9 protein-coding genes and 1 pseudogene are annotated in these 7530 nt (G+C 67.9%); 9 read left to right on the forward strand and 1 reads right to left on the reverse strand.

What is annotated here, in order from left to right:
* A pseudogene (locus DPV74_RS37080) lies at window positions 1-265 on the reverse strand (flagellar biosynthesis protein FlgA); the annotation flags it as partial.
* A 204-nt stretch (window positions 266-469) separates the two neighbouring features.
* Here DPV74_RS37080 and flgB point away from each other — a divergent pair.
* The 9 genes from flgB to DPV74_RS37125 all read left to right on the forward strand — a co-directional run.
* Complete coding sequence (gene flgB, locus DPV74_RS37085; RefSeq protein ID WP_021164155.1) at window positions 470-958, forward strand: flagellar basal body rod protein FlgB; 489 nt, start codon at window positions 470-472, stop codon at window positions 956-958.
* Window positions 959-998: 40 nt separating this feature from the next.
* A complete protein-coding gene (flgC, locus tag DPV74_RS37090) occupies window positions 999-1424 on the forward strand; it encodes a flagellar basal body rod protein FlgC (protein ID WP_021164156.1) in 426 nt (141 codons plus the stop codon).
* A 64-nt stretch (window positions 1425-1488) separates the two neighbouring features.
* Window positions 1489-2241, forward strand: coding sequence for a flagellar hook assembly protein FlgD (locus tag DPV74_RS37095; protein WP_027788919.1), 753 nt, complete (start codon window positions 1489-1491; stop codon window positions 2239-2241).
* A gap of 33 nt (window positions 2242-2274) precedes the next feature.
* Window positions 2275-3516, forward strand: a complete 1242-nt coding sequence (gene flgE, locus DPV74_RS37100; RefSeq protein WP_059700411.1) for a flagellar hook protein FlgE — start codon at window positions 2275-2277, stop codon at window positions 3514-3516.
* A 19-nt stretch (window positions 3517-3535) separates the two neighbouring features.
* Window positions 3536-4294: a flagellar basal-body rod protein FlgF gene (flgF, locus tag DPV74_RS37105; RefSeq protein WP_027788921.1), complete on the forward strand. Its 759-nt coding sequence runs from the start codon at window positions 3536-3538 to the stop codon at window positions 4292-4294.
* Between the two features lie 34 nt (window positions 4295-4328).
* Window positions 4329-5117, forward strand: coding sequence for a flagellar basal-body rod protein FlgG (gene flgG / locus DPV74_RS37110; protein WP_021164160.1), 789 nt, complete (start codon window positions 4329-4331; stop codon window positions 5115-5117).
* A 21-nt stretch (window positions 5118-5138) separates the two neighbouring features.
* Window positions 5139-5831, forward strand: a complete 693-nt coding sequence (gene flgH / locus DPV74_RS37115) for a flagellar basal body L-ring protein FlgH (RefSeq protein WP_027788922.1) — start codon at window positions 5139-5141, stop codon at window positions 5829-5831.
* 5 nt (window positions 5832-5836) lie between these two features.
* Complete coding sequence (locus DPV74_RS37120) at window positions 5837-7021, forward strand: flagellar basal body P-ring protein FlgI (RefSeq protein WP_027788923.1); 1185 nt, start codon at window positions 5837-5839, stop codon at window positions 7019-7021.
* Window positions 7022-7530, forward strand: a 509-nt coding sequence (locus tag DPV74_RS37125; protein WP_205571974.1) for a rod-binding protein, incomplete at its 3' end; no start/stop codon positions are given.

Below are 7530 nucleotides of genomic sequence, written 5' to 3' on the forward strand. Positions count from 1 at the left end.
AGCCGGTGCCGCTCGCCGCGCGACCCGCGTCCGGCGCGAGGCCCGCACCCGGCGCCATCGCCGCATTCCCGCCGCTTGCCGCATTGGCGTGCGCGAGCGCGGTTTCGGCCGTCTCGCCGCGCCCGGGAATCACGATCATCCCGTCGTCCGCGTGCGCGGCCGGGGCGGCGATCCACAGCGCCGCGGCGAGCGCAAACGCACGCGCAAACGCACGCCGGACGTGCATGAGCCGCCCGTTCCTTCCGCGAAGTGCGCTGCCAGTCATCGCCCGATCCCCGATCCGTTGCTCCGCTTCGCATTCTAGGGAGCGGGGCCGTCGCGCAAACGATGAATAGAGGGGGCCTTTGCCGCGTTATTCGCCCGATTGCCGGTTGCGTCCGGCGCCTACCATCGCTGTCATGGAAAAAAGCCTCTCGGGTCGCCATCCGGCGCGAGGGGCGTGCAGCGCTTCATACGGAGAGACGCACACATGCTGGACAAACTCGATGCGGAATTCGCGTTCGGCCGACAGGCGCTCGACGTGCGCGCCTACCGGCAGGAACTGCTGTCGTCGAACATCGCGAACTCCGACACGCCCGGCTACCAGGCCCGCGACGTCGATTTCGCGTCGACGCTCGCGCGCTCGCTGAAGCAGGCCAATGGCGGCCTCGCGCCGAGCAACGCCGCGCAACTGCCGATGACGCAGCCGGCCGGCGTGACGAGCGGCATGTCGATGGTGTCGACGGCGGCGGGCCACATGGCCGGCACCGCGAAGCTGATCCCGACGGGCGGCCCGGCGGACGACTACGGCCGCGCGCAGTACCGGATGCCGCTGCAGCCGTCGCTCGACGGCAACACGGTCGATCTCGACGTCGAGCGCGTGCAGTTCGCGAACAACGCGCTGCACTACCAGACCGGGATGACCGTGATGACCCAGCAGATCAAGGCGATGATCGCCGCGATCACGACGAACCAGTGACGGCGCGCACCGCCTCCGAATCCGAGCAAAAGGAGCTTCCATGCCTTCGTTGATGAACATCTTCGGCGTCGCCGGCTCGGCGCTGTCCGCGCAGTCGCAGCGCCTGAACGTCACCGCGTCGAACCTCGCGAACGCCGACAGCGCGACCGGCCCCGACGGAAAGCCGTACAAGGCCAAGCAGGTCGTGTTCGCGACCGACCCGATCGGCGGCGCGCGCACCGCGTCCGGCCAGGGCGTGGGCGGCGTGCGCGTGACGAAGGTGATGGACGACCCGTCGCCGATGAAGTCGACCTACGACCCGTCGAACCCGGCCGCCGACGCGAACGGCTACGTGCAGATGCCGAACGTCGACCCGGTGCAGGAGATGGTGAACATGATCTCGGCGTCGCGCTCGTACCAGGCCAACGTCGAGACGCTGAACACCGCGAAGACGCTGATGCTCAAGACGCTGACGATCGGCTCGTAAGCCGCGCGCCGACCGACCTTACAGACCCGACAGTTCCGAAAGTCCAGACAGAAGGCCACCCAGGATGACTTCCTCCAGCACGACGATCGGCAGCAACGGCACGAACGTGTCGACCCTGCCGACCGACACGATGAACACCAACAACGTGTCGTCGACCAACGGCACGTCGGCGAGCGACCTGCAGGCGACGTTCCTGAAGCTGCTCGTCACGCAGCTGCAGAACCAGGATCCGACCAGCCCGGTCGACAGTTCGCAGATGACGTCGCAGCTCGCGCAGATCAACACGGTGAGCGGCATCGCGCAGCTGAATACGTCGCTCACGTCGCTGTCGTCGCAGCTCACGGCCGGCCAGCAGACGCAGGCCGCGCTGCTGATCGGCACGAACGTGCTCGCGCCGGGCAACGCGGTCGCGGTGAAGGGCGGCGCGGCGTCGCCGTTCGGCGTGTCGCTGTCGAGCTCGGTGTCGAACCTGACGATCACCGTGAAGAACGCGGCGGGCACCGTGGTGAACACGATCAAGGCGGGCGCGCAGTCGGCCGGCACCGTGCCGTTCAACTGGACGCCGACCGACTCGGCGGGCAACGCACTGCCCGACGGCAAGTACACCGTCAGCGCGTCGTACACCGACAGCAACGGCACGCCGCAGCCGGCCACGACGCTCGCGGCCTCGACGGTGCAGAGCGTGATCAAGCAGGCGGACGGCACGGCGGGGCTCGTGCTGTCGAACGGCACGACGGTGGGGCTGACCCAGGTCGCGTCGATCTTCCCGAATACCGCGTCGTCGTCGCCCTCGTCCGGCGGCACCACCTCCAACTGATACTGATCGAGCATTCTCGAAACGGAGACCGAAATGGGTTATCAACAGGGTCTGAGCGGCCTCTCGGGTGCATCGAACGCGCTCGACGTGATCGGCAACAACATCGCCAACGCGAACACGGTCGGCTTCAAGTCGAGCACCGCGCAGTTCGCCGACATGTACGCGAACTCTGTCGCGACGTCGACCAACACGCAGATCGGCATCGGGACGCGGCTGAACTCGGTCGAGCAGAACTTCGGCCAGGGCGGGATCACCACGACGAACTCGTCGCTCAACGTCGCGATCAACGGCAACGGCTTCTTCCAGATGTCGAACAACGGCGTGACGACGTACTCGCGCGACGGCACGTTCCAGCGCGACAAGAACGGCTTCATCATCGACTCGCAGGGCCGCAACCTGATGGGCTACGCAGCCAACACGGGCGGCGTGATCAACACCGCGCAGACCGTGCCGCTGCAGGCGCCGACGACCAACCTCGCGCCGACCGCGACGACCAAGATCTCCGCGCAGTTCAACCTGAACTCGCAGGACACGGTGCCGACCAAGAAGCCGTTCAGCGCGACCGACAACACGACGTACAACTACTCGACGTCGATCCAGGTTTACGACTCGCTCGGCGGCTCGCAAGCGGTCAACATGTATTTCGTGAAGTCGGCGGCCGGCACGTGGGAAGCGTATGCGGGCGTGCAGGGCGGCGCGACGAACGACCTCGGCACGGTCACGTTCGACTCGTCGGGCGCGATCCAGAGCACGACGACGGGCACGCCGGCCACGCCGACCACGTCGCTCGGCCAGTTCCAGTTCACGGTGCCGAACACCGACGGTTCGGCGACGCCGCAGAACCTCACGCTCGACCTGACCGGCACGACGCAGTACGGCGGCAAGGACGGCGTGAACAACCTCGCGCAGGACGGCTTCGCGAGCGGCACGCTGACGACCTACACGATCGGCACCGACGGCAAGCTGACCGGCAACTACTCGAACGGCCAGACCGCCGTGCTCGGCCAGATCGCGCTCGCGAACTTCAACAACCCGAACGGGCTGGTGAACCTCGGCGGCAACCAGTACGTGGAAAGCTCCGCGTCGGGCGTGCCGCAGATCTCGGCGCCGGGCAGCACGAACCACGGCACGCTGCAGGGCAGCGCGCTCGAGAGCTCGAACGTCGACCTCACGTCGCAGCTCGTCAACCTGATCACCGCGCAGCGCAACTACCAGGCGAACGCGCAGACGATCAAGACGCAGCAGACCGTCGACCAGACGCTCATCAACCTGTAAGCGCGGATAACGGGCAGCCATGGACCGACTGATCTACACGGCGATGACGGGCGCGTCGCAGTCGCTCGACCAGCAGGCGATCGTCGCGAACAACCTCGCGAACGCGTCGACGACGGGCTTTCGCGCGCAGCTCGCGACGTATCGCGCGGTGCCGATGAATTTCGGCGACGGCAGCAACATCGACCCGACGACGACGCGCACCTACGTGCTCGCGTCGACGCCCGGCGCCGATTACGCGCCGGGTCCGATCACGCGCACCGGCAACCCGCTCGACGTCGCCGTGCAGGGCGCCGGCTGGCTGGCGGTGCAGGCGGCCGACGGCAGCGAGGCGTACACGCGCGCGGGCAACCTGCACGTCGACGAGAACGGCCAGCTCGTCACCGCGAGCAACCTGCCGGTGGTCGGCAACGGCGGCCCGATCTCGGTGCCGCCGAACGCGGAAGTGACGATCGGCAAGGACGGCACGGTGTCCGCGCTGATGCCGGGCGACCCGCCGACGGCGGTCGCGATCGTCGACCAGATGAAGCTCGTCAATCCCGATCCGGCCACGCTCACGCGCGGCAACGACGGGTTGTTCCGCACCGCCGACGGCAATCCGGCCGACGCCGACCCGAACGTGGTCGTCACGCCGAATTCGCTCGAGGGCAGCAACGTCAACCCGGTGACCGCGATGGTCGCGATGATCGACAACGCGCGCGCGTTCCAGCTTCAGTCGAAGCTGATCCAGACGGCCGACCAGAACGAGCAGTCGGCGAACCAGCTGCTCAACTTCAGCTGAGCGCCCGCGCCAGCTTACGCAGGAGAATCGACAAGTGAACCGTTCGCTCTACATCGCCGCCACCGGCATGAATGCGCAGCAGGCGCAGATGGACGTGATTTCGAACAACCTCGCGAACACCAGCACGAACGGCTTCAAGGCGTCGCGCGCGGTGTTCGAGGATCTGCTGTACCAGACCATCCGCCAGCCGGGCGCGAACTCGACGCAGCAGACCGAGCTGCCGTCGGGCCTGCAGCTCGGCACCGGCGTGCAGCAGGTCGCGACCGAGCGCCTGTACACGCAGGGCGGCCTCACGCAGACCGGCAACTCGAAGGACGTCGCGATCAACGGCGCGGGCTTCTTCCAGGTGCTGATGCCGGACGGCACGAACGCGTACACGCGCGACGGCTCGTTCCAGACCAACGCGCAGGGCCAGCTCGTCACGTCGAGCGGCTACCAGATCCTGCCGGCGATCACGATCCCGCAGAACGCGACGTCGCTGACGATCGGCAAGGACGGCGTCGTATCGGTCACGCAGGCGGGCTCGACCAATTCGGTGCAGATCGGCTCGCTGCAGATCGCGACCTTCATCAACCCGGCCGGCCTCGAGGCGCGCGGCGAGAACCTGTTCTCCGAAACCACGTCGTCGGGCGCGCCGAACGTGTCGCAGCCGGGCCTGAACGGCGCGGGCGTGCTCAACCAGAACTACGTCGAAGCGTCGAACGTGAACGTCGTGCAGGAGCTCGTCAACATGATCCAGACGCAGCGTGCCTACGAGATCAACAGCAAGGCCGTGACGACGTCCGACCAGATGCTGCAGACCGTCACGCAGATGAAGAGCTAACCGGAAAGTCCCGTCGTCGCCATGAAGCAGGTTCGCCTCCTCCCGTCAGCCACCGTCCGCGCCGCATGCGCGGTCGCGGTGGCGGCGCTCGCCGCCGGTTGCGCGCAGATTCCGCGCGATCCGATCATCCAGCAGCCGATGACGGCGCAGCCGCCGATGCCGATGTCGATGCAGGCGCCCGGCTCGATCTACAACCCCGGCTACGCGGGGCGGCCGCTCTTCGAGGATCAGCGGCCGCGCAACGTCGGCGACATCCTGACGATCATGATCGCGGAGAACATCAACGCGACCAAGTCGTCGGGCGCGAACACGAACCGGCAGGGCAACACCGACTTCAACGTGCCGACGGCCGGCTTCCTCGGCGGGCTGTTCGCGAAAGCGAACCTGTCGGCCGCCGGCAACAACAAGTTCGCGGCGACCGGCGGCGCGAGCGCGGCGAACACGTTCAACGGCACGATCACGGTGACCGTCACCAACGTGCTGCCGAACGGCAACCTGGTAGTCAGCGGCGAGAAACAGATGCTGATCAACCAGGGCAACGAATTCGTGCGCTTCTCGGGCGTCGTGAACCCGAACACGATCTCGGGCGCGAACTCGGTCTACTCGACGCAGGTCGCCGACGCGAAGATCGAATACTCGTCGAAGGGCTACATCAACGAAGCCGAGACGATGGGCTGGCTGCAGCGCTTCTTCCTCAACATCGCGCCGTGGTGATGACGATGCAGAAGACCCTGTTCGACCGGCTGTCGGCCCGCGCGCATGGCGCCGCGCGGCTCGCCCTCGTGTTCGCGGCGGTGGCCGCGGCGTGCGTGCTCGGCGCGGCGCCCGCGCACGCGGAACGCCTGAAGGATCTCGCGCAGATCCAGGGCGTGCGCGACAACCCGCTGATCGGCTATGGCCTCGTCGTCGGTCTCGACGGCACGGGCGACCAGACGATGCAGACGCCGTTCACGACGCAGACGCTCGCGAACATGCTCGCGAACCTCGGCATCTCGATCAACAACGGTTCGGCCAACGGCGGCCCGTCGTCGCTGAGCAACATGCAGCTGAAGAACGTCGCGGCCGTGATGGTGACCGCCACGCTGCCGCCGTTCGCGCGGCCGGGCGAGGCGCTCGACGTCACCGTGTCGTCGCTCGGCAACGCGAAAAGCCTGCGCGGCGGCACGCTGCTGCTCACACCGCTGAAGGGCGCGGACGGCCAGGTCTATGCGCTCGCGCAGGGCAACATGGCGGTCGGCGGCGCGGGCGCGAGCGCGAACGGCAGCCGCGTGCAGGTGAACCAGCTCGCGGCCGGCCGGATCGTCGGCGGCGCGATCGTCGAGCGTGCGGTGCCGAACGCGATCGCGCAGATGAACGGCGTGCTGCAGCTGCAGCTGAACGACATGGACTACGGCACCGCGCAGCGGATCGTGTCCGCGGTCAATTCGAGCTTCGGCCCGGGCACCGCGACGGCGCTCGACGGCCGCACGATCCAGCTCGCCGCGCCGGCCGATTCGGCGCAGCAGGTCGCGTTCATGGCGCGGCTGCAGAACCTCGACGTGAGCCCGGACAAGGCGGCGGCGAAGGTGATCCTGAACGCGCGCACCGGCTCGATCGTGATGAACCAGATGGTCACGCTGCAGAGCTGCGCGGTCGCGCACGGCAACCTGTCGGTCGTGGTCAACACGCAGCCGGTGGTGTCGCAGCCGGGGCCGTTCTCGAACGGGCAGACGGTGGTGGCGCAGCAGTCGCAGATCCAGCTCAAGCAGGACAACGGCGCGCTGAAGATGGTGACGGCCGGCGCGAATCTCGCCGACGTCGTGAAGGCGCTGAACACGCTCGGCGCGACGCCCGCGGACCTGATGTCGATCCTGCAGGCGATGAAGGCCGCCGGCGCGCTGCGCGCCGACCTGGAGATCATCTAAATGGCAGCCTCTCTTCCGAACGCGAACGACCTCACGCAGCGCTTCGCGCTCGACGTGCAGGGTTTCGACGCGCTGCGCGCGCAGGCCAAACAGTCGCCGCAGGCCGGCGCGAAGGCGGTCGCCGGCCAGTTCGACGCGATGTTCACGCAGATGATGCTCAAGAGCATGCGCGACGCGTCGCCGGACGGCGGGCTGTTCGATTCGCATACGTCCAAGCTGTACACGTCGATGCTCGACCAGCAGCTCGCGCAGCAGATGTCGACGCGCGGGATCGGCGTCGCCGACGCGCTGATGAAGCAGCTGCTGCGCAATGCGGGGCAGGGCGCGGGCAGCGACACGGCGGCCGACGTCGGCGCGGCCGGCCTGGGCGCGGGCGGCCTCGGCACGTCGGGTAACGAAGGCGGCCTCGCCGCGATGAACGCGATGGCGAAGGCCTACGCGAACGCGGCGAACAACGGCGGGCTCGCCGGCACGCGCGGCTACTCGGCCGGCAGCGCGCTGACGCCGCC

The organism is Burkholderia sp. HAN2018, from assembly GCF_024704855.1.
Lineage (GTDB): Bacteria > Pseudomonadota > Gammaproteobacteria > Burkholderiales > Burkholderiaceae > Burkholderia > Burkholderia cepacia.

Excerpts from the sequence above, each read along its gene's own strand:
- flgF (WP_027788921.1), top strand. The coding sequence starts at position 3,536 with ATGGACCGACTGATCTACACGGCGATGACGGGCGCGTCGCAGTCGCTC.
- flgE (WP_059700411.1), top strand. The coding sequence starts at position 2,275 with ATGGGTTATCAACAGGGTCTGAGCGGCCTCTCGGGTGCATCGAACGCG.
- flgB (WP_021164155.1), top strand. The coding sequence starts at position 470 with ATGCTGGACAAACTCGATGCGGAATTCGCGTTCGGCCGACAGGCGCTC.
- DPV74_RS37095 (WP_027788919.1), top strand. The coding sequence starts at position 1,489 with ATGACTTCCTCCAGCACGACGATCGGCAGCAACGGCACGAACGTGTCG.
- flgC (WP_021164156.1), top strand. The coding sequence starts at position 999 with ATGCCTTCGTTGATGAACATCTTCGGCGTCGCCGGCTCGGCGCTGTCC.
- DPV74_RS37120 (WP_027788923.1), top strand. The coding sequence starts at position 5,837 with ATGCAGAAGACCCTGTTCGACCGGCTGTCGGCCCGCGCGCATGGCGCC.
- flgH (WP_027788922.1), top strand. The coding sequence starts at position 5,139 with ATGAAGCAGGTTCGCCTCCTCCCGTCAGCCACCGTCCGCGCCGCATGC.